The sequence below is a fragment of the Luteimonas sp. A501 genome (assembly GCF_054052085.1).
Window position 1 is genome coordinate 741,412 of record NZ_JBSVRI010000001.1, and the last position, 22,487, is coordinate 763,898.

The 22,487-nt window shown below is 68.9% G+C and carries 22 protein-coding genes, 1 pseudogene and 2 riboswitches; of the genes and pseudogenes, 9 read left to right on the plus strand and 14 right to left on the minus strand.

The genetic code is table 11. The features are described from left to right. Nucleotides 1-2: 2 nt before the first annotated feature. From ACW7G5_RS03370 to ACW7G5_RS03385, 4 genes are all read right to left on the minus strand, one after another. Entirely contained in the window at nt 3-1,481 is a 1,479-nt protein-coding gene (locus ACW7G5_RS03370; RefSeq protein ID WP_457001815.1) for a SulP family inorganic anion transporter, read from the minus strand. 81 nt (nt 1,482-1,562) lie between these two features. Then, nucleotides 1,563-1,991 (minus strand): type II toxin-antitoxin system death-on-curing family toxin, encoded by a 429-nt coding sequence (locus ACW7G5_RS03375; RefSeq protein ID WP_457001817.1) that lies wholly within the window; start codon nt 1,989-1,991, stop codon nt 1,563-1,565. Nucleotides 1,992-1,999: 8 nt separating this feature from the next. Beyond that, nucleotides 2,000-2,221: an AbrB/MazE/SpoVT family DNA-binding domain-containing protein gene (locus ACW7G5_RS03380; protein ID WP_457001819.1), complete on the minus strand. Its 222-nt coding sequence runs from the start codon at nt 2,219-2,221 to the stop codon at nt 2,000-2,002. Between the two features lie 83 nt (nt 2,222-2,304). Beyond that, a complete protein-coding gene (locus tag ACW7G5_RS03385) occupies nt 2,305-2,859 on the minus strand; it encodes an NADPH-dependent FMN reductase (RefSeq protein WP_457001821.1) in 555 nt (184 codons plus the stop codon). Nucleotides 2,860-3,029: 170 nt separating this feature from the next. On the opposite strand from ACW7G5_RS03385, the gene ACW7G5_RS03390 reads away from it, so the two are divergent. Beyond that, entirely contained in the window at nt 3,030-3,560 is a 531-nt protein-coding gene (locus ACW7G5_RS03390) for a hypothetical protein (protein ID WP_457001823.1), read from the plus strand. A 75-nt stretch (nt 3,561-3,635) separates the two neighbouring features. Next, the gene (locus ACW7G5_RS03395; protein ID WP_457001825.1) at nt 3,636-4,250 is read left to right on the plus strand and encodes a hypothetical protein; all 615 of its coding nucleotides are present in this window, start codon (nt 3,636-3,638) and stop codon (nt 4,248-4,250) included. A gap of 63 nt (nt 4,251-4,313) precedes the next feature. Here the strand turns inward: ACW7G5_RS03395 and egtD are convergent, their stop codons facing one another. From egtD to gcvP, 4 genes and pseudogenes are all read right to left on the minus strand, one after another. After that, on the minus strand, nt 4,314-5,276 hold the full coding sequence (gene egtD / locus ACW7G5_RS03400; protein WP_457001827.1) for an L-histidine N(alpha)-methyltransferase: 963 nt from the start codon (nt 5,274-5,276) through the stop codon (nt 4,314-4,316). Further along, on the minus strand, nt 5,273-6,481 hold the full coding sequence (gene egtB, locus ACW7G5_RS03405) for an ergothioneine biosynthesis protein EgtB (protein WP_457001829.1): 1,209 nt from the start codon (nt 6,479-6,481) through the stop codon (nt 5,273-5,275). Before egtB ends, egtD begins: the two co-directional genes overlap by 4 nt. A 156-nt stretch (nt 6,482-6,637) precedes the next feature. Next, nucleotides 6,638-6,748: pseudogene (locus ACW7G5_RS03410) on the minus strand (catalase); the annotation flags it as partial. A gap of 337 nt (nt 6,749-7,085) precedes the next feature. Further along, nucleotides 7,086-9,974 carry an aminomethyl-transferring glycine dehydrogenase gene (gene gcvP, locus ACW7G5_RS03415; protein ID WP_457001831.1) on the minus strand — a complete coding sequence of 963 codons (2,889 nt, stop codon included), beginning with the start codon at nt 9,972-9,974 and terminating at the stop codon, nt 7,086-7,088. Between the two features lie 51 nt (nt 9,975-10,025). Beyond that, a riboswitch (glycine riboswitch) is annotated at nt 10,026-10,116 on the minus strand. Then, nucleotides 10,117-10,212, minus strand: a riboswitch (glycine riboswitch). It abuts the riboswitch before it with no gap. A 114-nt stretch (nt 10,213-10,326) separates the two neighbouring features. On the opposite strand from gcvP, the gene ACW7G5_RS03420 reads away from it, so the two are divergent. The 5 genes from ACW7G5_RS03420 (at nt 10,327) to ACW7G5_RS03440 (ending at nt 15,262) form a co-directional block, all read left to right on the plus strand. Continuing rightward, the gene (locus ACW7G5_RS03420) at nt 10,327-11,580 is read left to right on the plus strand and encodes a multidrug effflux MFS transporter (RefSeq protein WP_457001833.1); all 1,254 of its coding nucleotides are present in this window, start codon (nt 10,327-10,329) and stop codon (nt 11,578-11,580) included. 89 nt (nt 11,581-11,669) lie between these two features. Further along, complete coding sequence (locus ACW7G5_RS03425) at nt 11,670-12,347, plus strand: vWA domain-containing protein (protein WP_457001834.1); 678 nt, start codon at nt 11,670-11,672, stop codon at nt 12,345-12,347. Beyond that, nucleotides 12,347-13,111 carry a PP2C family serine/threonine-protein phosphatase gene (locus ACW7G5_RS03430; protein ID WP_457001836.1) on the plus strand — a complete coding sequence of 255 codons (765 nt, stop codon included), beginning with the start codon at nt 12,347-12,349 and terminating at the stop codon, nt 13,109-13,111. The genes ACW7G5_RS03425 and ACW7G5_RS03430 overlap by 1 nt, the downstream gene beginning before the upstream one ends. Before the next feature lie 121 nt (nt 13,112-13,232). Beyond that, nucleotides 13,233-14,531: a hypothetical protein gene (locus tag ACW7G5_RS03435; RefSeq protein WP_457001838.1), complete on the plus strand. Its 1,299-nt coding sequence runs from the start codon at nt 13,233-13,235 to the stop codon at nt 14,529-14,531. Beyond that, nucleotides 14,528-15,262 (plus strand): energy transducer TonB, encoded by a 735-nt coding sequence (locus ACW7G5_RS03440; RefSeq protein ID WP_457001840.1) that lies wholly within the window; start codon nt 14,528-14,530, stop codon nt 15,260-15,262. The genes ACW7G5_RS03435 and ACW7G5_RS03440 overlap by 4 nt, the downstream gene beginning before the upstream one ends. 65 nt (nt 15,263-15,327) lie before the next feature. On the opposite strand, the gene ACW7G5_RS03445 is transcribed toward ACW7G5_RS03440, so the two are convergent. The 6 genes from ACW7G5_RS03445 to ACW7G5_RS03470 form a co-directional block, all read right to left on the minus strand. Then, on the minus strand, nt 15,328-17,283 hold the full coding sequence (locus ACW7G5_RS03445) for a M2 family metallopeptidase (RefSeq protein WP_457001842.1): 1,956 nt from the start codon (nt 17,281-17,283) through the stop codon (nt 15,328-15,330). A gap of 80 nt (nt 17,284-17,363) precedes the next feature. Further along, the gene (locus ACW7G5_RS03450) at nt 17,364-17,831 is read right to left on the minus strand and encodes a hypothetical protein (RefSeq protein ID WP_457002849.1); all 468 of its coding nucleotides are present in this window, start codon (nt 17,829-17,831) and stop codon (nt 17,364-17,366) included. A 40-nt stretch (nt 17,832-17,871) separates the two neighbouring features. Further along, nucleotides 17,872-18,135 carry a cell division topological specificity factor MinE gene (gene minE / locus ACW7G5_RS03455; RefSeq protein ID WP_457001844.1) on the minus strand — a complete coding sequence of 88 codons (264 nt, stop codon included), beginning with the start codon at nt 18,133-18,135 and terminating at the stop codon, nt 17,872-17,874. A gap of 3 nt (nt 18,136-18,138) precedes the next feature. After that, nucleotides 18,139-18,948 (minus strand): septum site-determining protein MinD, encoded by an 810-nt coding sequence (gene minD / locus ACW7G5_RS03460; RefSeq protein ID WP_457001845.1) that lies wholly within the window; start codon nt 18,946-18,948, stop codon nt 18,139-18,141. 25 nt (nt 18,949-18,973) lie between these two features. After that, complete coding sequence (minC, locus tag ACW7G5_RS03465; protein ID WP_457001847.1) at nt 18,974-19,765, minus strand: septum site-determining protein MinC; 792 nt, start codon at nt 19,763-19,765, stop codon at nt 18,974-18,976. Then, nucleotides 19,765-20,361: a GNAT family N-acetyltransferase gene (locus ACW7G5_RS03470; RefSeq protein ID WP_457001849.1), complete on the minus strand. Its 597-nt coding sequence runs from the start codon at nt 20,359-20,361 to the stop codon at nt 19,765-19,767. Before ACW7G5_RS03470 ends, minC begins: the two co-directional genes overlap by 1 nt. Nucleotides 20,362-20,546: 185 nt before the next feature. On the opposite strand from ACW7G5_RS03470, the gene ACW7G5_RS03475 reads away from it, so the two are divergent. Both ACW7G5_RS03475 and ACW7G5_RS03480 read left to right on the plus strand, forming a co-directional pair. Next, the gene (locus ACW7G5_RS03475) at nt 20,547-21,773 is read left to right on the plus strand and encodes a sensor histidine kinase (RefSeq protein ID WP_457001851.1); all 1,227 of its coding nucleotides are present in this window, start codon (nt 20,547-20,549) and stop codon (nt 21,771-21,773) included. Further along, nucleotides 21,770-22,441, plus strand: coding sequence for a response regulator (locus tag ACW7G5_RS03480; RefSeq protein ID WP_457001853.1), 672 nt, complete (start codon nt 21,770-21,772; stop codon nt 22,439-22,441). Before ACW7G5_RS03475 ends, ACW7G5_RS03480 begins: the two co-directional genes overlap by 4 nt. Nucleotides 22,442-22,487: the final 46 nt, after the last annotated feature.

Sequence of the window (22,487 nt, forward strand, 5' to 3'; positions counted from 1 at the left end):
TCCTATTGGCCCATCGACGAGGCCGGAGCTTCGTCACCGTGCGTGCCCAGGCGATCGACCAGTGACTGGCTCGCCCGGTTCAGGCCGACCACTTCCACCGTCGCGCCGTGCTTGCGCAGCTTCAGCACCACGCGGTCCAGGGCGCCGACCGCGCTGGTGTCCCAGAAATGCGCATCGCGCAGGTCGATCAGCACCTTCCCGGGCGCGTGCAGGTAGTCGAAGCTGTTGGCGAACTGGACGGCGGATGCGAAGAACACCTGGCCGGTGACACGGTAGCTGCGGCGGCCATCGTCGTCGCGGTGTTCGACCTGCAGCATCGAGCTCACCCGGCGCGTGAATGACAGCGCGGTCAGCAGTACGCCGGCCAGCACGCCCTTGGCCAGGTCGTGGGTGGCGACGGTGACCACCACGGTGCCGAACATGATCAGGCTGGCGCTCTTCGGGTGGGTCTTCAGCTCGCGAAAGCTCTTCCAGTGGAAGGTGCCGATGCTGACCATGATCATCACCGCCACCAGCGCCGCCATTGGGATCATCGATACCCAGTCCGACGCATAGACCACGAGCAGCAGCAGAACCACGCCGGCGACCATGCACGACAGCCGCCCGCGGCCGCCGGAGCTGACGTTGATCACCGACTGGCCGATCATCGCGCAGCCGGCCATGCCGCCGAACAGCCCGGCGACGATGTTCGCTGACCCCTGGCCAGCGCACTCGCGGCGGCGGTTGGTGGGCGTGTCGGTCATGTCCTCGACGATCTGCGCGGTCATCAGCGACTCCAGCAGGCCGACCACGGCCAGCGTGGCCGACACCGGCAGCAGGATCCACAGCGTGTCCAGCGTCCACGGAATGTCCGGGAACAGGAACGTCGGCAGCGCGTCCGGCAGCTCGCCCATGTCACCCACGGTGCGGATGTCCAGGCCCAGCCAGAGGCTGAGCGCGGTGAGCAGGATGATCGCCACCAGCGGCGAAGGCACAGCTTTCGTGACCAGCGGCAGCAGGTAGATGATCGCCAGTCCCGCCGCGCATACGGCGTACACCGTCAGCGGCATGCCGATCAGCTCCGGCAGCTGCGCCATGAAGATCAGGATCGCCAGCGCGTTGACGAAGCCGATCACCACCGAACGCGACACGAAGCGCATCAGCGTGTTCAGGCGCAGTACGGCGGCGAGGATCTGCAGCAGGCCGGCCAGGATGGTCGCCGCCAGCAGGTACTGCAGCCCGTGGTCGCGCACCAGGTCGACCATCACCAGCGCCATCGCCCCGGTGGCGGCGGAGATCATCCCCGGTCGGCCACCGGCCACTGCCGTGACCACCGCGATGCAGAACGAGGCATACAGGCCGACCCTGGGATCGACGCCGGCGATGATCGAGAACGCGATGGCCTCGGGGATCAGCGCCAGTGCGACCAGCACGCCGGACAGGACATCGCCACGGATGTTGCCGAACCACTGCTCGCGCAGCGGCGGATAGATGACGGACATGGAGCGGCTCCGTGGGCGTCGGCGACGACGCGCACTGCAAGGGTGGAAGGGTGGAGGACGGACCCTGGGGGCGGGTGCAGCTCAGCGTGCGTGGCGCGCCTTGGGCTCGTGTACGTCGATGCCGGCCTTGTGCTGGATGCGGTCGCGCAGCCACGCGGCGAATTCGATTTCGGGGAGGCTGCCCTCGGCAAGGGCGAGATAGACCGGGTACAACTCGAGGTCTTCGGCTTGTAGTGAGCCGCCGTTGAGCACGATGAACACTTCGCAGGCCACGGCCGCAGTGCGCTTGTTGCCGTCAATGAAAGGATGGTTGCGTGCCAGGCCAAACGCCAGGCTCGCGGCGAGATCGGCAAGGTCCGGCGGCGGGTCGCCGTACGCGTACAGCTGCTGCGGACGGGCGAGGGCGGAGTCCAGCAGGCTTTCGTCACGCACACCGCCGTTCCCGCCGTGCTCGCTCAGTTGGCGGTCGTGGATGGCAAGTGCAAACGGCTTCCCGATCCAGGTGATCATGGCCGCCACTACTGCGCGAGCTTGTTGAGCAGTGCACGGCGATCGCGCATGACCTGCTCCGCGACCTCCATCTGCTCGGCCAGCGTCGGATCGAACACGGTCAGCTTGATGCCGTCGGGTGTTTCCAGCGCGAACAGTTCGTCACCCTTCTGCAGGCGCAGCCGGGCCAGCAGCTCCTTGGGCAGGATGACCCCGGCGGAGTTGCCGATGGTGGTGATCTTGAGCTTCATGACCGGTATCCCTGGGCGGTTATAACCAATGTTATACCGCCCGGTCCGGTCGGACAATGTTGCGGGGTTCGGAGTCCGTGGTTTCAGCGTCCCGAGTGCTTCTTCACCCAGGCCACGTAGCCGTCTACCCAGCCCTGCAGGAAGCCGCGACTGGCTTCGCCGACGCTGCCATCGGCTTCGAACAGCCCGTCCTTGGCCTGCAGGAAGATTTCCGGCTGGCCGTAGGTCGGCATGTCGAGATAGCCGGCGATGGCCCGCAGGTGCTGCTGCGCGCAGGCGGTGCCGATGGCGCCGATGGAGATGCCGACGATGCCCGCGGCCTTGCCCGCGAACGCGCTTTGCCCATACGGCCGCGATGCGTGGTCGATGGCGTTCTTGAGCACGCCTGGCACCGAGCGGTTGTACTCGGGGGTCACGAACAGCACGCCGTCGGCCTCGGCGATCAGCGCCTTGAGCCGCTTCGCCGGGGCGGGCTGGTTGTCGTCCTCGTCCTGGTTGTAGGGAGGCAGGTCGTCGATGCGCGCGTACTCGAAGCTGACGCCTGCCGGCAGCAGCTTTTCGAGCGCCTGCGCGAGTGAACGGTTCAGGGATTCCTTGCGGATGCTGCCGACGAGCACCGCGATCTTGAGGTCGGCCATTGGGTTGCGCTCCGGTCCAGGGTGGACCCCATCATCCAAGCGTTGCCGTTAACAGGCTGTTGCTGCGAGGTGGACGCGTTGCGCGGCCGCCACCGCTTGCGCCATGATCGGGCGATACCGGGGAGGAGAGGATTGATGATGGATTGCACGCAGCGCGGCACGGTGGGCAGGTGAGCATGGAGATCGTGCCGGTCTGGAAAAAAGTGACGCCCGAACTGTCGTCGGAGCTCATCGCCATGTGGGCGCGCAACGGTGCGCTGCCGGATCCAACCAAGGCCGCCGAGCGGGCGCAGCAGGCGGTGGCGGTGGGCCGCGATGATGAAGGCCGTATCTGGGGCGTCGGCACCGCGGTGCTGGGCATCGTGCCGTCCTTCGGCCAGCCGACCTATCTGTACCGCCAGTTCTTCGACGTCGGCGCGCGTGGCCTGAAGCAGACCATGCCCTTCCTCAACGCCATCCGCGACACGCTGGAGGCCCATAACGCCTCGCTGCCGAAGCCGGAGTCGGTCGGGGTCATGATCGAGCTGCAGAACGACGACATGGCCGTTCGCTACCAGGACATGTACGAGGCCGAGGCCAAGGCGCACTTCATCGGCTGGTCGCCGCGCGGGCGGCAGCTGCGGATGATGTACTTCAAGGATGCCCGGATCATGCTCCCGTTCGATGCCGTGCCGCGGCAGCGTCCGGCTGCCGCGTCCTGAGGCCGCGCCGGCTTCACCGCACCGCGACGCGCACGGTCGGATTCTGGGCCGTCCCACTCCGATGAGGTGTTCCAGATGGCACGCGGAAGCTATGACGAGGCGCAGCTGCACGAGCTGCTGTACCAGGGCATCGAGACCGAATTCGGTGGCGAACAGGTCTACCTGAAGGCGATCGAGTGCGCGGTCAATGACGACCTGCGCAAGGAGTGGAACGATTATCTCGACGAAACCCGCAACCACCAGAAGGTGTTGCTGGGGGTGTTCGAGAAACTGGGGCTGGATCCCGACGTCCGCACGCCCGGCCGCGAGGTCGTGGCGCACCACGGCAAGTCGCTGGTGAAGGCGATGGAGATGGCGCAGGCGGCTGGTGATCCGGTGGCCGCCGAACTCGTCGCCGCAGAGTGCGTGGTCCTGGCCGAGACCAAGGACCATCTCAACTGGGAACTGATCGGCTACGTCTCGAAGAAAGCCACCGGCGATGTCGGCAAGGCGCTCAAGGACGCGTACGAAGAGGTCGAGCAGCAGGAAGACCACCACCTGTACCACACCAAGGGCTGGGGCCGGGAGCTGTGGCTGCAGTCGCTCGGTCTGCCGGCGGTGCTGCCGCCGCCCGAAGAGGTCAAGAAGGTCGAGACCGCGATCGGCGCGGCGCGCGCGGAGAACGCCCGCGACCAGATGCGCAAGCAATAGTGCAGGTTACCGCGTGACTGGATGAAGGCGCGTCGCGACCGCAAGTCGCGGCGCGCTCCTGCTTCAGGCCCGCCGCAGCAGGCGCAGCCCGAACCAGTCGCAGGCATCGTTCCAGCCATCGACCACTCGCAGGCCGGCCTCCAACGCCAGCGCGCCAATGCGCGCGTCGGTGTACTTCTGGCTCTGCTCGACCTGCATCGGCTCGCCGCGCGCGAAGGCGAAGCGCTGGTGTTCCACGGTGACGACCTGCTCGCGCAGGCTTTCCAGCGTGGTCACGATGCGGCCTTCGGATTCCACGTAGCGAGCGCGGTGAACAAAGCCCGCGAGGTCGAAGTCGCTGCCGAGGTCGCGGTTGAGGCGGCCCAACAGGTTGAGGGTGAACTCAGCGGTGATGCCCGCGGCATCGTTGTACGCGGCCTCGATGATGGCTGGCTCCTTCTCGAGGTCCAGGCCGAGCAGCGCTGCGCCGTCGCGGCCCATGGTGTTGCGCATCGCGGCAAGCAGGCGGACCGATTCATCGCGGCTGAAATTGCCCAGCGTGGAGCCCGGGAAGAACACCAGCGCCGAGTCGGCCACGCGCGAAGGCCGGGGCAGGGGCACGGCCTGCGTGAAGTCGGCCAGCACCGGCAGCACTTCCACGTCGCCGAACTCGCGGTCCAGGCGCTCCGCGCTGGCGGTCAGTGCCGAGCGCGAGATCTCGATCGGCGTATAGGCCACCGGGTCCTCGAGTGCGTCCAGCAGCAGCCGTGTCTTGCGGCCGCTGCCGCTGCCGTACTCGACCACGTGCGTGCGCGGGCCGATCGCCGCGGCGATCTCGGGGCCGCGGTCGGCCAGCAGCGCCAGCTCCACGCGGGTGGGGTAGTACTCGGGCTGGCGGGTGATCGCCTCGAAGAGTTCGGAGCCGCGCTGGTCGTAGAAGTATTTCGACGGCAGGTACCTGGGACTCGAGGAGAGGCCGCGCAGTACGTCACCGGCGATATCGTCGGCGCTGGGATGGAGGTCGGTGAGCTGCAGCTTCGAGGTCAAGCGATGTCCTTTGCCAGGCGCAGGCCGGAGAACTGCCAGCGCGCGTGCGGTGCGAAGAAATTCCGGTAGCTGGCGCGCGCGTGTCCCGGCGGAGTGGCACAGCTGCCGCCGCGAAGCACCAGCTGGCCGCTCATGAACTTGCCGTTGTATTCGCCCAGCGTGCCGGCAAGCGGGCGGAAGCCGGGGTAGGGCACGTACGCGCTCGAGGTCCACTCCCAGGCCTGGCCGGTGCCGGCAAGATCGGCGGCTGAGGCTTCCCATTCGGCTTCGGTGGGCAGCCGGGCGCCGGCCCAACGGGCGAAGGCATTGGCCTCGTAGTGGCTGATGTGGCGGATGGCGGCCCCGGGATCGCGTTCGCGCCAGCCTGCCAGGGTGAACTCGCGCGCACCGTCCTGATGCCAGTAGAGCGGGCGCCGCCAGCCTTCGCGGTGTGCGAGATCCCAGCCGTCGCTCAGCCACAGGGCGGGCGTGTCGTAGCCGCCGTCGCTGATGAAGTCCGCGTAGTCGGCATTGCTGACAGGGCGGCGGGCGATGGCATGGGCAGCGATCAGTACGCGGTGGCGCGGAGTTTCGTTGTCGTAGGCGAAGCTGGTGCCAGGACCGGGCCAGGCGGGCGCGCCGATTTCGGCGATGGTTTCCGGGCGGGGAAGCCACCGGGGAGCCGGATCCGCGACGTGTACGGCTCGCGCAGCGTCGCGGCCATGGCCGCTCCCACAGTCGGGTCCGCCGTCGGTCCGGTAGGCGGGCTGCAGGGGGTTGCACCAGAAGGCGTGCTTGATGTCGGTCAGCAGGAGTTCCTGGTGCTGCTGTTCGTGATGGGTGCCGAGGAGCAGCACGTCGAGCGCGTCGGAAGCGAAGCCGCCGGCGTCCAGGTGCTCGAGTACACGTGCGTCGATGGTTTCGCGCCACGCCAGCACCTCGGCCAGCGTCGGCCGCGAGACTTGGCCGCGCTGGGCGCGCGCGTGCCGTTCACCGGCGCCCACGTAGTAGCTGTTGAACAGGTAGTCCCAGCCGGCGGGCATCGCCTCCGGTGCGTCACCCAGCACGAAGCGGGAGAAGAACCAGGTGGTGTGCGCAAGGTGCCACTTGGCCGGACTGGCCTCGGGCATCGACTGCAGCTGCGCGTCTTCGGCCGTAAGCGGTGCGGCAAGCGATACGGTGCGCGCACGCACGTCGGAGTAACGGGTGGCGCGATCGCATGCCATGTCGGCAGGGTAATCGCTGTCAGGTGCAGGTTTCAAAGCGCACACCCTGCGCGTGCGCTGCGCCTGGGGTGCACACGCTCAGGCGCCGGCACGCGCGGCCGGTGCCTGGGCGCGGATACGGAGGCCGGCCATATGTTCAGGCCAGCGTCCGCAGCTGGTCTCGGCGAAGAAGTTGTCCGGCCAGCGGTCGAGCACCATGCGCCCGACCACCTGCAGCGGCACCAGCGCCTGGGGAATGATCTTGGTGGGATCGAGGTGGTCGAAGGGGGGGGGTGCGCTCGTGGTCGAAGTGCATGATCTTTTCGCGCCCGACGTTGCCCGCGGGCTTGGGCCGGGGCGGCTTGGGAGCGGTGGGCGGCTGCGCGCCAGGTAGCGTCGTGGTCGGGGTCTTGGGCCTGGCCATGGGCTGCTCCGCTGCGGGGGAGCAGCCATCCTGTGGCCGAGGGCGTAAAGCCGGCGTGGTCGCGGATCGGATCGCGGCTATAGCCGCTCCCACAGGGCAGGCATGCGTGTCGTGGGAGTAGCCATGGCCCAGCCGATCGCGACGTGCAGTGGGAGCGGCCATGGCCGCGATTGCGACCAGGCCTCCTTGCCCCGGCGGTGCTTACGCCACGTCAGGCTCGCTGAATGCCTCCGGCTCGTCCTCGGCCGACCCGATCGGGATGCAGCTGCAGAAGACATTCTTGTCGCCGTGCACGTTGTCCACGCGCGCCACCGGCGGCCAGTACTTCTGCTGGCGCAGGCTGGGCAGCGGGAACACCGCCAGTTCGCGCGGGTAGGCGTGGGTCCACTCGCTGGCCGAGGCCTGCGCCGCGGTGTGCGGGGCGTGCTTGAGCGGGTTGTCCTCGCGGTCCATGCGGCCGTCCTCGATCGCCCGGATCTCCTCGCGGATCTGGATCATGGCGTCGATGAAGCGGTCGAGTTCGTGCATCGACTCGCTCTCGGTCGGCTCCACCATCAGCGTGCCCGAGACCGGGAAGCTCAGCGTGGGCGCATGGAAGCCGAAGTCGATCAAGCGCTTGGCCACGTCCTCGGCGCCGACGCCTGTGGCGTCCTTGAGCGGGCGCAGGTCGAGGATGCACTCGTGCGCGACCAGGCCGTTGCGGCCGGTGTAGAGCGTCGGATAGTGCGGTTCCAGGCGCTTGGCGACGTAGTTGGCGTTGAGCAGCGCGACCTGGGTGGCGCGGCGCAGGCCTTCGGCGCCCATCATCACGATGTACATCCAGCTGATCGGCAGGATGCTGGCCGAGCCGTGGGTGGCCGCCGACACCATGCCGACCTCGCCCTCGCCGCCGAAGGCGCGCGGCAGGTAGGGCGCCAGGTGCGACTTCACAGCGCATGGGCCCACGCCCGGGCCGCCGCCGCCGTGCGGGATGCAGAAGGTCTTGTGCAGGTTGAGGTGGCTGACGTCGGAGCCCCACTTGCCGGGGCGGGCGACGCCGCAGAGCGCGTTCATGTTGGCGCCGTCGGTGTACACCTGGCCGCCGTGGGCGTGGACGATCTCACAGATCTCGACCACGTCCTCCTCGAACACGCCGTGCGTGGACGGGTAGGTGATCATGATCGCGGCCAGGCGGTCGGAATGCTTCTCCGCCTTGGCGCGGATGTCCTCGACGTCGACGTTGCCGTTGGCGTCGCAGCGGGTCACGACGACAGTCATGCCGACCATCTGCGCCGAGGCCGGGTTGGTGCCGTGCGCGGACTCGGGGATCAGGCAGATGTCGCGGTGGCCTTCGCCCTTCGAGGCCAGGTACGCGCGGATCGCCAGCAGGCCGGCGAACTCGCCCTGGGCGCCGGAGTTGGGCTGGAAGCTGACCGCGTCGTAGCCGGTGATCTCGGCCAGCATCGCCTCCAGGCCGTCGATCAGCACCTTGTAACCCGCGGTCTGGTCGGCCGGCGCCAGCGGGTGGATCTCGCTGAACTCCGGCCAGGTGATCGGGATCATCTCGGCGGTGGCGTTGAGCTTCATGGTGCACGAGCCCAGCGGGATCATCGTGCGGTCCATGGCCAGGTCCTTGTCGGCCAGGGCGCGCATGTAGCGCAGCAGCTCGTGCTCGCTGTGGTGGGTGTTGAACACCGGGTGGGTCATGAACGCGGTATTGCGCTCGAGGCCTGCGGGCAATGCGTCGGCAGCCTCGGCGTCGAGCGCGTCGATGTCGTTGATCGCGGCGCCGAACAGCGCGGCCAGCGCGGCCACGTCATCGCGCGTGGTGGTTTCGTCCAGGCTGATGCCGACGCTGCCAGCGTCGATCGCGCGCAGGTTGATGCGCGTGTCGCGGGCCTTGGCATGCACCGCCGCGGCGTCCAGGCCGCTGACGTGCAGGGTGTCGAAGAACGCGTCGCCAACGGTGGCGCCGGCACCGCGCAGCGCGGTGGCCAGGATCGTGCTGAAGCGGTGCACGCGGCGCGCGATCCGCACCAGGCCCTCGGGGCCGTGGTAGACGGCGTACATCGACGCCATCACCGCCAGCAGCACCTGCGCAGTGCAGATGTTGGACGTCGCCTTTTCGCGGCGGATGTGCTGCTCGCGGGTCTGCAGGGTGAGGCGGTAGGCGGCATTGCCCTCGACGTCGACCGAGACGCCGATCAGGCGCCCCGGGATCTGCCGCTTGAACGCGTCGCGGCAGGCCATGTAGCCCGCGTGCGGGCCACCGAAGCCGAAGGGCACGCCGAAGCGCTGGGTGTTGCCGATGACGATATCCGCGCCCCATTCGCCGGGTGCCGCGATCAGGGTCAGTGCCAGCAGATCGGCGGCCACGGTGACCACGCCCTTGCGCGCGTGCACGGCCTCGGCCACCGCGCGGTAGTCGTTGATGCGGCCGAAGGTGTCGGGGTACTGCAGCAGCACGCCGTAGCTGTCGACGGTGGCGGCGTCCGCATCGTCGCCCACGTGCAGTTCGATGCCGAGGCCGCCGGCGCGCGTGCGCAGCACTTCCAGCGTCTGCGGATGCACGTTCTTCGACACGAAGAAGACGTTGGACTTCGACTTCGCCGAGCGCTTGGCGAGCGTCATCGCTTCCGCCGCCGCGGTGGCCTCGTCAAGCAGCGAGGCGTTGGCGATCTCCATGCCGGTCAGGTCGGCCAGCATGGTCTGGAAGTTGATCAGCGCCTCCATGCGGCCCTGCGAGATCTCCGCCTGGTAGGGCGTGTAGGCCGTGTACCAGGCCGGGTTCTCGAGGATGTTGCGCAGGATGACGTTGGGCACGTGGGTGCCGTAGTAGCCCTGGCCGATGAAGCTGCGGAAGACGGTGTTGCGGTCGGCGATGGCGCGGATCTTCGCCAGCGCGTCGACCTCGGTCATCGGCGGTGGCAGGTCGAGCGCATCGCCGGAGCGGATCGAGCCGGGCACGATGGCATCGGTCATCGCATCGAGCGAATCGTGGCCGATCACGCGCAACATCTGCGCGATCTCGTCCTCGTTCGGGCCGATGTGGCGTTCCACGAACGCGTCGTGGTGCTCGAGCGAGCGGAGGGAAGCGGGCTGCTTGGACATGGCGTTGGACTCTGGCGGGCGCGGGTGGGCCGCGTGCACGCACGCGGGGCGCCCCTCTGTCCTTTTGCCTGAGAGTTCAGGGCGGGCGCTAACCCACCCCATGCACCTTCGGCGCCGGGTTTGACCGGTCTCTCCAGAGTTGTCCCCGCCAGCGGTACGTGGGCCTGAGCGATTACGGGCGTTGCGCCTTCGGCAGCCGGCCCCGGTTGGCTGGGGCGGCTTCTCCCGCTGGTGGGTACTGCCTGCCGATTATAGCCCGCCCCCGGCCGCCTGACCGGTATCCTGATGCGGTGCAAAACTCCCTGATCGAAGACCGGCTCCGCGCCGCCCTGTCCGCCGCGGGGCCCTGCTGATGGCCGCGCCGCACCTTCCGAAGTCCACCGGCCGGCTGGCGTTGCTGCTGGCGGGCCTGTCGATGTTCGGTCCGTTCTCGATCGACGCGATCTTCCCGGCATTCCCGGTGATCGGCGAGGCGCTGGGCGCCGACAAGCTGGCGATGCAACAGACCATCAGCGTCTACCTGGTGGCCTATGCGCTGATGAGCCTGGTGCATGGCCCGATGTCGGACGTGTTGGGCCGCCGCCGGGTGATCCTGGTCGGGCTGGTGGTGTTCATCGCTGCGTCGGTGGGCTGCGCGCTGTCCAACGACCTGGCAACCATGCTGGTCTTCCGCGCCCTGCAGGGCCTGTCGGCGGGCGTGGGCCTGATCGTGGGCCGTGCGGTGATCCGCGACCTGTTCGATGGCGACGACGCGCAGAGGCTGATGAGCCAGGTGTCGATGATCTTCGGCATTGCGCCCGCCATCGCGCCGGTGATCGGCGGCTGGATCCTCGGCTGGGGCCACTGGCACGACATCTTCTGGTTCCTGGTCGGCTTCGGCGTGCTGCTGCTGGCGGCGACCTGGATGTGGCTGCCGGAAACCCATCCCGTGCAGAACCGGAGCACACCGGTGCCGCGGCGGATGCTGGCGGACTACGTGCTGATCTTCACCAACCGGCGCTTCCAGCGGCTGGCGGCGGCCGGTGCACTCAACTTCTCGGCGCTGTTCCTGTACATCGCGTCCGCGCCGGCGTTCGTGCTCGACCTGCTGCGGCTCGACGAGCGCAGCTTCGGCTGGTTCTTCGGGCCGATGATCGGCGGGATGATGCTCGGAGCCTTCACCTCCGGGCGGGTCGCCGGGCGCATGCCGCACGTCGTGCAGGTCAACATCGGCTTCGCCTGCTGTGGGCTGGCGGCGGTGGCCAACGTCACCTACGGCCTGCTGGTGGACGTGCCGTCGGTGCCCTGGGCCGTGCTGCCCGCGGCGCTGGGCGCCTTCGGCGTGGCCATGGTGTTCCCGGTGCTGACCCTGGCGATCCTCGACATGTATCCGCGCCAGCGCGGCTCGGCGTCATCGCTGCAGGCCTTCACCAGCCTTGCGCTGAACGCCGTGGTCGCAGGGCTGCTGTCGCCGATGGTCAGTGGTTCGATGCTGACGCTGGCGCTGGCCGGCGCGGCGTTCACGCTCGCCGGCTGGCTGGTGTGGCGCTTGGAGCGCTATCGGACCAAGCGACTGCCGGCGGGGCAGTGCGAGCCGGGGATGCCGGATCCGGCCGAACACGTCTGAGGTCCGGTGGCCCGGGCGGGAAGCCGAGGTCCGGCTGGAAAGCTCTCGGCGCGATGCGTAGTATCCGGCTTTTCCAAGGAGGGGAAGACATGAGCCAAGCCATTCCGGATGTTGCGCTGGTCGACAACTCCGAGCAGCGCACGCCACTGGTGCTGGTTCTGGATTGCTCGGGCAGCATGGGAGGGGCGCCGATCACCCAGCTCAACGAGGGTCTGCAGATCCTTCGCGACGAACTGCAGGGGGACATCGTCGCCGCCAAGCGCGTGCGCGTGCTGGTCGTCACCTATGGCGGCATGGACGGGGCTGAAGTCTCCGATGACTGGCGGGATGCCATGGATTTCCAGGCGCCGGCACTGTCTGCCAGCGGCACCACGCCGATGGGGCACGCGGTGGAGCTCGCGCTGGACGAGATCGAGGCCGAAAAGGCGCGCTTCCGTCAGGCCGGCATCGCCTATACGCGCCCTTGGATGTTCCTGATGTCCGACGGAGTGCCGACGGACGACTGGGAGCAGGTCGCAGACCGCTGCCGCGCTGACGAAGCGGCCAACAGGGTCGCCGTGTTCCCGATCGCGGTGGGCGAGGCCGACACTGCGGTGCTGGGGCGCTTCAGCCAGAACGGTGGTCGCGCGGTGAAGCGCCTGAACGGCCTGCAGTTCCGCGAGCTGTTCGTCTGGCTGAGCGCAAGCATGCAGGTCGTTTCGCAGTCCACTCCAGGTGGGCAGGCGCAGCTTCCGTCGACCGACACCTGGGCGCTCGCCCCGCTCTGATGGCCTGGCGCGTGGTGGGCGCCGCAGCCATCGGCCGCGCGCATATCGATTCCGGCACGCTCTGCCAGGACGCCTTTGCACACAGGGGCGATGGCGAGGTGCTGGTCGCCGCGGTCTGCGATGGAGCAGGGTCCGCGACACTGGGCGGCACGGGTGCGCGCCGCATCGCCGATGGCGTGGTGGACGCACTGTGGCGGCAGCTCGAGCGCCATGGCATGCCCTGCGAAGCCGCGTCGCGACAGGCGATGGCCGCGGATGCGGTACGTAAGGCGCGAGGAGCGCTGGAGGCGGACGTCGCCGCGGGCGGCGGGAAGCTTGGCGACTACGCCTGCACGCTGGTGGCCGTGGTCGCTTCCTCCAGCGGTGGCTGGTTCGTGCACGTCGGGGACGGCGTGGGCGTCCGCGAGGCGCCGGGAGCCGGTGGTACGGTGCTGTCGCTCCCGGAAAACGGCGAGTACGCCAACGAGACCTGGTTCGTCACCATGCCCGGGTGGGAAGCGCGGCTGCGGATCACGCCTTTCGAGGGCGCAAGCACGCTGCTCGCGCTGATGAGCGATGGCACCCAGGCCTTCGCGATGGCCAGGGATGGCGGCGGCCTGTTCCAGCCTTTCATCACCCCCGTGATGCGCTTCCTGCACGGCGTGGACGAGGCGCGCGGAGTGGAGGCACTGAAGGCCACCCTGGCCGACCCGCGCACCGACGCCATCACCACCGACGACAAGACGCTGCTCCTGGCTTGGCCGGCTCCGGCTGGCGGAGGCTGAGGTGCCTTCGCGCCAGGGTCAGCGCATCCGCGACAGCCGCGGTCGCAGGCTGAAACTCGGCCGCCTGCTCAAGAGTGGCGGCGCCGGCAGCGTGTTCCTCCTCGAAGACTCGAGTGACGAGGTGGCGAAGCTCTACCACCCGGGCGTCGACCTGGCGGTCTACCAACGCAAGCTGGAGGCGATGCTTGGGCTGTGTCCGGACCTTCCGGACCGGATCGAGGGCGGCAGGCGCCACGTGCAGATCGCCTGGCCGCGCGCAACGGCACTCGATCGCGCCGGCCGGTTCATGGGCTTCGTCATGCCCAGGCTGCCGCTGGAAAAAACCAGCGACCTGGAGCACGTGCTGCTGGAGCGGCAGGCACGGGCCGCCGGCTTGCCGACCGGGCTTGGCCCCAGGGTCACGCTGGCGGCCAACCTGGCCACGACGCTCGCCGCACTGCACGGGCGCGGGCATTACGTTGTGGACCTGAAGCCGCTCAACCTCCGCTTCCATCGCGAATCGCTGCACATCGCGATGCTCGACTGCGACGGCTTCAGCATTCTTGGCGAAGGCGAGCGCTTTCCGGCGGGCCAGGTCACACCGGACTACCTGGCGCCGGAATTCCAGCGCGGCGGCGTCGCGACCGGCGGCGAAGAGGCCCAGGACCGCTTTGCGCTGGCGGTGATCGTGTTCCAGCTTCTCAACCACGGCATCCATCCCTACAGCGGTCGTCCGGCCACCACCACGCTGCCGTCCGACCTGCCGGGTCGCATCCGCGAAAACCTCTACGCATACGGATTGCTGCCCAACCGGCGTATCAAAGCATCTCCGGCCAGCGGCCACGACTGCATGCCCGAACGCCTGCGGCGGCTGTTCGACCGTGCGTTCGCGCGCGATTCGCGGCAGCGCCCCCCGGCGAGCGAGTGGGGCGCGGTGCTCGTCGAGTACGCGCAGCGGCAGGGCGGCCTGCTGGTGGCATGCGCGCGCAGCAGCGAACACCAGCATTTCCGCGACGAGGCCTGCACCAGCTGCCGCCGCGAGGGCCTGGTAGAGGCCGCGCGGAAGCGGGCGGAGCGCGCGCCGAAACCAGCCCGACGTCGCAGGGGCCAGCCGCGTCCGCGGCGGGCCGCGCCCGCGGCCGCGACAGGGCGCCCGCCTGCCATGACGGCCCCCGCGCAGCCGGTGCCGCTTTCCCACCGTACGCAGCGGTTTGTCCACGCGACCCTCTACGCGCTGGTGGCGCCGTTGATCCTTGGCTGGGCGCTGGGGTGGGGTTTCGAAGAGTTCCGGCGCTTCGAGTTGGTGTCCCGGGCCGGGAGCTACATGTCCCTGATCCTGCCGAGCGCAGGGCTGGTCATCATGAGCCTGCTGATGGGGCTGGTGTGTGTGCTGGTGCTGGCGGGCTTCGTGCTTTTCCTGATACGGGGCCGCTCGCCATGAAGAGCGTGTGGTGGGGCTTCCTGGGGCTTGTCATCGTTGCGACAGGATTTGCCGCGGCGCCGTTGCTCGCGATGGTCGCCGCGCTTCCCTATCATTTCGTCGACTGGGCCGGCGGGCTGCTCGGCGCCGGGGGCTGGTCCGACACCCGCATGGCGTTTCGCGTCGGAGTCATCCTCGGCAGCGGCCTTTCGGTCTGCATGCTTCTGGGGCTGGGAGCGCGCGAGCTGGATGCGCGCTACCTGCTGTCGGCGGTCTGCGTCATGTTGGCGTGCATGTTCTTCGGCGCGCTGGCGATTCCGCTGAAGCCGATTCCAACGCCGGCTGGCCCGAGCAAGCCCACCCTCGTCCACGGCGAGGGCAGGGAGCCACGGTACCCGGGCGGTGCCGGCGTCCTCGAAATGCCCCCGGCGCCGGCGCGGGCGCCTCGGCCCTCAGCGTTGCCGGGCACCAACCTTGGCGCAAGCGTGGATCCCGCCTCGCGCAACATGAGGCCGCCCCGCTATCCGCCGGAAGCGGCGCGCGCCGGGATCGGCGGTGTGGTCATGCTGCTGATCGACCTCGACTCCAGCGGCAATGTGACCCATATTTCGATTGAGCGCTCCAGCCACGATCGCAATCTCGACCGCGCCGCAATCGAGGCGGTACGCCACTGGCGATTCAATCCCGCCATCGAGGATGGCGTCCCCGTCGCCGCGCGCGTCAGGGTTCCGGTGAAATTCCGCCTCGACTGAGGCGGCGATGACCTGCGCGCGCCCGGCTCACCGGGCGGCGCGCGTCCAGGCGGTTCGATGGCGGCTCAGCTGCCCGCCGCTGCCTGCCAACCACAGGTCTTGCCCTCGTTCTGCTCGACCAGCCAGGCCTGCAGTGGCTCGAAATACTCCAGCACCGCTGCCGCGTCCATGGTTTCGCCGCCGGTGAGTTCCTTCATCGTCTGCTGCCAGGGCTGGCTGTTGCCCTTGGACAGCATCGCCTGGAACTTCTCGCCCGCGGCCTGGTTGCCGGCGAAGGTGCACGCGGACAGCGGGCCGTCGTGGCCGGCGGCATCGCACAGCGCCTTGTAGAACTGGAACTGCAGCACGTGCGAGAGGAAGTAGCGCGTGTAGGGCGTGTTGCCCGGCACGTGGTACTTGGCGCCCGGGTCGAAGAACTCCTCGCCGCGCGGCGTGGCTGGTGCCACGCCCTGGTAGCGGGCCTTCAGGTCCCACCACGACTTGTTGTAGTTGTCCGGGGTGATCGAGCCGTCGAACACGCCCCAGCGCCAGCGGTCGATCATCAGGCCGAAGGGCAGGAAGGCGACCTTGGACAGTGCCATGCGCATCTGCGCGTTGATCAGCGCTTCCTCGCCCGGCGCCTGGCCTTCCACCAGTCCGATCGACTGCAGGTAGCCGGGAGTCATCGCCAGTTCGATGGTGTCGCCGATGGCCTCGTGGAAGCCGTCGTGCGCGCCGTTCTGGAACAGCGGCGGCTGCTTGCCGTAGGCCAGGTAGTAATAGACGTGCCCCAGCTCGTGGTAGATGGTGGTGAAGTCTTCCTCGTTGGGCTTGATGCACATCTTGGTGCGCACGTCGCTGGCATCGGCGTTCATCTGCCAGGCGCTGGCGTGGCAGACCACGTCGCGGTCGCGCGGCTTGATGAACTGGGTCTTCTGCCAATAGCTTTCCGGCAGCGCCGGCATGCCCAGCGAGGTGTAGAACTCCTCCGCCTGGCGGGTCATGGCCTTGGCATGCTCGAGACGCGCGGCGTGGGCGATCTCGGCGCGCTGGTCGGTTTCCAGCAGCGCGTTCTCGCGCACCAGCTGATCGTTGAGGGTGGCCTGGTACTGGCGCTGGAGCGCGCTGGTGACGTCGAGCTGGCCGGCTTGCGGATAGGGCGCCAGCAGCGACCAGAGGTTGCTCCAGTCCTGCTGCCACATGTTGCCCATCAGGTGCGCGGGCAGCATGCCGTCGATCGAGCCCCGGCCGGGATACTCGGCTTCAAGGCGGGTGCGCGCGTAGCAGTGCAGCTGTTCGTACAGCGGCTCGACCTGGCTCCAGAGGCGGTCGGTCTCGGCGGAGAGTTCGGCCGGGGTCATGTCGTAGCCGGCGCGCCAGAGTTCGCCGGCGTCGGCGAAGCCGAGGTCGCGCGCGCCTTCATTGACCAGCCCGGCGAAGCGCACGTAGTCCTCGCGCATCGGCATCGAGATCGTGTGCCAGCCCTGCCAGGCGTCGAGCTGGGCATCGTAGTCGCGGTCGTTGCGCAGCACGTCCTCCAGCGCACCAAGCTGGCGGCAGGAGCGGGCTTCGCCCTCGCCGGTGCAGTACTCGCCGCGGCCGTAGGTGCCTTCCATCTTGCTGGCCAGGCGGGTCAGCTCGGACAGCTTGGCCGGGTCGCGCGGCGGCGGCATCGACGTGCCGAGCTTGAGCAGGCTGATCGCGCGCTCGGTGTCCGGCGACATCTCCTTGCCCTCGAAGCGCCGCGACTGCTCGACCCATTGCTGGGTGCGGGCGAGGTAGCGCTCGTTGCCCTTCGACGCGAGCAGCTCGCTGTCGTCGTTGCTGTAGGTGGAAGCGACCCACTGCGAGGCCGTCAGTTCCGGCATCAGCTGGGCGAGTTCGTCGTTGACGCGCGCGATGAATTCATCCGCGGTCTCCTTCTCCAGCTGGGCCTGTGACGGTGTGCCGTCCGGGCCGGGGGCGGTGGAGGGCGTCCGCGAGCAGGCGGCAAGGACCAGCGCGGTGGCGACGGCAAGGGCAAGGCGGGTGCGTGGCTTCACTGCGGATCTCCGATGGCGCCTGCTGGCGGCGCGAAACCCCCGCAGGCTAGTGGGCGGGTGAGGCGCCCGCAAGTGGCGGCTCAGTCCGGCAGCAGGCCGCGGGCGTCGAGCCAGGCGCGGGCGTCGTCGGCGTCGCGTTCGAACCAGGCGCGGGTGGAGCCGAGGCGGAAGGTGTAGCCCCAAGCATCCATGTCCGCCATCAGGCGGTCGCGGCCGACCTCCGGGAGGGCATCGGCCAGGAGGATCTGCAGGTAGCAGGTCGCGTCTTCCTCGGCTACCGAATCGGTGGCGTCGGTATGCACCCGGGCGCGGCGTTCGGGCGGCAGCACGATCAGGTGGCAGGCTTCGTGCAAAAGCGAGTGCACCGGCGTGTCGGCGCGCGCATAGACGGTCGAGCCGATGATGCCGGCCTCCGGTTCGCCCCAGTAGCTGCCGGGAATCGGCGCCCCATCCTCGACGCCCACCAGCTCCAGTCCGTGCAGCGAAAGCAGCCGCGCCACCTCCGTAGATGCAATCCCGCCCAGGACCAAAACCCCCGCCGCCCCCACAGTGGGAGCGGCTACAGCCGCGGTGTCCACAAGGGCACGCTCAGCCGGTCGCGGCGCGTTCGTCGGTCAGGGCGACGGTGATGTCGAGCACGTCGTGCTCGCCATCCTTGGTCAGGTCGACCTTGACCGCGTCGATGTCGACGCTGACGTACTTGCGGATCACCTCGAGCAGCTCGCGCTGCAGCAGCGGCAGGTAGTCCGGGGCGCCGCGGGAGCCGCGCTCCTGGGCGACGATGATGCGCAGCCGCTCCTTGGCGATCGATGCGGTGTTCTTCTTGACCTTGAGAAAATCAAACATGCCCATGCCTCAACCCCCGAACAGCTTGCTGAAGAAACCCTTTTTCTCCAGCTGGGTGAAGCGCATCGGGCGTTCTTCGCCGATGATGCGCGCGACGGCGTCGTCATAGGCCTGGCCGGCATCCGACTCCATGTCCAGGATCACCGGCTCGCCCTTGTTGGACGCGTTGAGCACGTCGCCCGACTCCGGAATCACACCGATGGTCGTCAGGCCCAGCACGTCTTCAACGTCGGTGATGGAAAGCATTTCCCCGGTCTCCACGCGCACCGGGTTGTAGCGGGTCAGCAGCAGGTGCGAGGTGATCGACTCGCCGGCCTCGGCCTTGCGGGTCTTGGAGTCCAGCAGGCCGATGATGCGGTCGGAGTCGCGCACCGATGACACCTCGGGGTTGACCACGACCACCGCCTGGTCGGCGTAGTACATCGCCAGGAACGCGCCCTTCTCGATGCCGGCGGGCGAGTCGCAGACGACGTAGTCGAAGCCCTCGGCGTCGAGTTCCCTGAGCACCTTTTCCACGCCTTCGCGGTTCAGCGCGTCCTTGTCGCGGGTCTGCGACGCGGCGAGCACGAACAGGTTGTCGAAGCGCTTGTCCTTGATCATCGCCTGCTTCAGCGTGGCTTCGCCCTGCGTCACGTTGACGAAGTCGTACACCACGCGGCGCTCGCAGCCCATGATCAGGTCGAGGTTGCGCAGGCCGACGTCGAAGTCGATGACGGCGGTCTTCTTGCCGCGCCGGGCCAGGCCGCAGGCCAGGCTCGCGCTGGTGGTGGTCTTGCCGACGCCGCCCTTGCCGGACGTGACTACGATGATCTCGGCCAAAGTCTATCTCCTGTGTGCGCGCTGCTCAGTCGAGCGCTGCTATTTTCAGCTGGTCGCCATCCAGCCACACCTGCACGGCCTTGCCGCGCAGGTCGGCGGGGATGTCTTCCAGCACCTTGTAGTGTCCGGCGACCGCCACGAGTTCGGCATGGAACTCGCGGCAGAAGATGCGTGCCTTCGCGTTGCCCTGCGCGCCCGCCAGCGCACGCCCGCGCAGCGCGCCGTAGATATGGATCGAACCGTCGGCGATGACCTCGGCCCCGGCGCCCACGGCGGCCAGGACGGTGAGGTCGCGGTTGTCGGCGTAGACCTGCTGGCCGGAGCGTACCGCAGTGGTCTGGACCACGCCGGGGCCGCCCTGGGCCGCGGCCGCCGGCGCGGCGGCTTCCGGCCGGTCAGGGGCGGCGCGCTGCCGGGCGACCGGCTCGGGCCCGGCTGCAGGCGGCGCCGACCCGCCGAGGGGCTCGTACTGGGCGCGGAACCGCGCCAGCAGCGGCAGGCCCAGCTCGACCGCCAGCTGCTCGTTCTCGCTGTTGCCCCAGGCCAGGGCCACCGGCAGCGCCCCGGCCTCGCGCAGGGCGGCGAGCAGCGCGCGCGCGGTGGCCGGGTCCGGAAGCGCGGCCAGGCCGCCGAAATCGAGCACGACCGCGCCGCGGGCGAACAGCTTGGGCGCGCGCTGGACGCGCTCGCGCATTTCCGCGGCCAGGCGCTCGATGTCGAGGGTGCGGATGCGCAGGTTGGCGATGCCGACCTGGCCGATCTTGAGCTCGCCGGCGGGTTCGAAGTTCGCGGCCGGTGCGCCCACGGTGCCCGCCATCAGCGGGTGCCCGTCGCGAGGCGGGCCTGGCCGACGGGCCGCGGCTGCACCAGCCAGGGGACGTCGGGCAGGTCGTCGCCGTAGGCGTCGCGGACCCAGGCGTAGCTGCAGAGTTCCTTGGTCAGCATCGAAGCACGGATGCCGGTGTCGGGCATCACGTGCTGGCCGACCTCGCGGAAGCCGAAGCTGCCGTGGAAGATGCGCGCGGGATCGCTGTCGTGCTCGATGAGGACTTCGCAGGCCAGCACCGGATAGCGCAGCTCGGCGTAGCCCTGGACGTCGGCATAGATGGTGCGGCCGACGCCGCCACCGCGACGGCGGCTGGCGACCACCACCCGGTCGATGTACATGAATTCCGGATGGCGCTGGGCGAGCCAGTCGAAGTTGCTGCTGTCGTGCCCGCGCCGTGAGCCGAAGCCGATCAGGAAGCCGGCCAGGGTGCCGTCGCGTTCCGCGACCCGGAAATAGTCGGCGTTGTCGTGGAAGTGGTGCACGCGGGCCGAATCCAGGGGAAGGATCGACGGACCGGCGGCATTGTTCAGGGCAAGGACGGAATCCAGCTCGTGCTCGCGCACGTCGCGGATGACAATCGACATTCCAGACTCCGTGGTGTGGCCAATGACCGCAACGTGGCGCGCGCGGCGCATGGGCCAGCGGCGCCCGTCCGGCGACAGCGGCCATTATCGCATGGCGCGATCGCGTGGCCATACCCGGATGGCCGCCGGCGCGGGCATGACTTCCGGACCGTAGCCCCGGGGGCGCTTGCGCCTACCATGCAGCCATGCTCCAGCGCTTCGACCACAACCGGCTGCTACGTTACGCGGGACTGTTCACCTGGGCGGTGATCGGCCTGCCACTGCTGCTGCTGACCATTCCCCAGACCGACCGCGAAGGCCTCTCCGTGCCGGCTGCCCCCGGCGCCATCCGCGCGTGGTTGGCGTGGGCGGTTTTCGGCGCCAGCTATGCCTGGTTGACGCGGGGCCTGGGGCGGCACCGGGTCGGGGCGGTGGACCGGGTGCTGCTGGCGGGCCTGGCCGGCGGCGCCATCGCGATCAGCTATTACAGCCAGAGCGGGCTGGGCAGCATCCTGTTGATGGTGGTGGCCAGCGTGCTGCCGTGGCTGCTTCCGGTCTGGCAGGGCGTGGCCCTGCTGGTGCTGTGCGAATTCGTGATCGTGCCGGTCTATGTGCGCGGCTTCGACTTTTCCTGGGGCGAAGCCATCCTGCAGGCCAGCCTCTACGTCGGCTTCACCGGTTTCGCTTTCGTCACCGGCCTGGTGGCCCGACAGCAGGCCCAGGCCCGCGACGAACAGCGCCGGCTGAATGCCGAGCTGCGCGCGACCCGGGCCCTGCTCGCGGAAAGCGTGCGCGTCAACGAGCGCACGCGGATCTCGCGCGAGCTGCATGACCTGCTCGGCCACCACCTGACCGCGCTCAGCCTGAACCTGGAGGTGGCCAACCACCTCACCAGCGGAAAGGCCCAGGAGCACGTGGGCCAGGCGCACACCCTGGCGCGGCTGCTGCTGTCCGACGTGCGCGAAGCGGTCAGCCAGATCCGCGGCAACGAGACCATCGACATGGCCGCCACCCTGGAGCCCCTGGTGGGCAACGTGCCGGGGCTGAAGGTCGAGATGCGGCTGCCGCGGCCGTTCCCGATGGAAGATCCCGAGCGTGCCCACGTGCTGCTGCGCTGCACCCAGGAAATCATCACCAACGCCGTGCGCCACGCGCAGGCGAACGTGCTGCAGCTGCAGTACCGGCTCGACCGCGGCGCGGTGTACCTGGTGGCCCGTGACGACGGTCGCGGCGCCGACGGCTTCACCGCCGGCAACGGCCTGCGCGGCATGCGCGAGCGACTGTCGGCGTATGGTGGCGAAGTCGACGCGGAGACCGCGCCGGGGCAGGGCTTCACCCTGCGCCTGCGGCTGCCCACCGACGACGTCCCAGACATCGCGATGCCCGTGGCGGGACCGCCTGCGGCGTCGTCAATCACCACGGAGGCTCCATGACCACCGGTACCAGCGATCCCCAGCGCGCCATCCGCGTGTGCCTGGTCGATGACCAGACCCTGGTACGCCAGGGCATCCGCTCCCTGCTCGCGCTTGATGGCGGCATCGAAGTGGTGGCCGAGGCCTTTGACGGCCGCCAGGCGGTGGAGATGATCCCGCAGGTCGCCCCGGATGTCGTGCTGATGGACATGCGCATGCCGGCGATGTCGGGCCTTGAGGCGCTGCAGGCGCTGTCACAGGCCGGGACCCTGCCGCCCACGATCATCCTCACCACCTTCGACGACGACCAGCTGGTGCTGGCCGGGCTCAAGGCGGGGGCCAAGGGCTACCTGCTCAAGGACGTATCGCTGGAGCAACTGGTGGGGGCCATCCGCACCGTGGCCGGCGGCGGCTCGCTGGTGCAGCCGGCGGTCACCCAGCGCCTGCTGTCGGGCCTGGAGCACATGCGCAACGATTTCGTCAGCCTCGACCGCCCGGATCCGCTGACCGATCGCGAGACCGAGATCCTGCGCCTGATGGCCTCGGGGTTCTCCAACAAGGAGATCGCGAACTCGCTGGGCGTGGCCGAAGGCACGATCAAGAACCACGTGTCCAACATCCTCAGCAAGCTCGGGGTGCGCGACCGCACGAGGGCGGTGCTCAAGGCTTTCGAGCTCCAACTGGTCTGAGTCGACGCGCGCGCGGTGGCCGCGGCGCACCCGCGAAGCCGGATAT